The sequence below is a fragment of the Adlercreutzia sp. DFI.6.23 genome (genome assembly GCF_024462535.1).
GTDB classification, from domain to species: Bacteria; Actinomycetota; Coriobacteriia; order Coriobacteriales; family Eggerthellaceae; genus Adlercreutzia; species Adlercreutzia rubneri.
In genome coordinates, this window is the sequence record NZ_JANGBP010000719.1 from 1 (window position 1) to 291 (window position 291).

Consider the following 291-nt stretch of genomic DNA (forward strand, 5'->3'; position numbering starts at 1 on the left):
GTGGTCGGTGCTGGGCGTGGCGGCGCTTTCCGTCTTCGTCGTAGTCGCGCTGTTCCAGATGGCGAACCTGTACGCCGAAGGGCTGGGGCTCGCGGGGCCGGGCATCGCCTCGCCCACGGCCGATGCCTCTGTGGCCGCTGCGGACGCGGGTGGCGGAGCCGAGGCCGCTAGCACCCCGCGCGACGAGTGGCGCGGCGGCGAGCTGCCCTTTCTATACCAGACCGACCCCCAGTACCGCGACGCGCCCTATGCCGGCGCCACGGTGGGAGAGGCCGGATGCGGGCCGACGAG

At 73.5% G+C, this 291-nt stretch carries 1 pseudogene; it reads left to right on the forward strand.

The window, feature by feature from the left end:
* Positions 1-291, forward strand: a pseudogene (locus NE591_RS15200) (hypothetical protein); the annotation flags it as partial.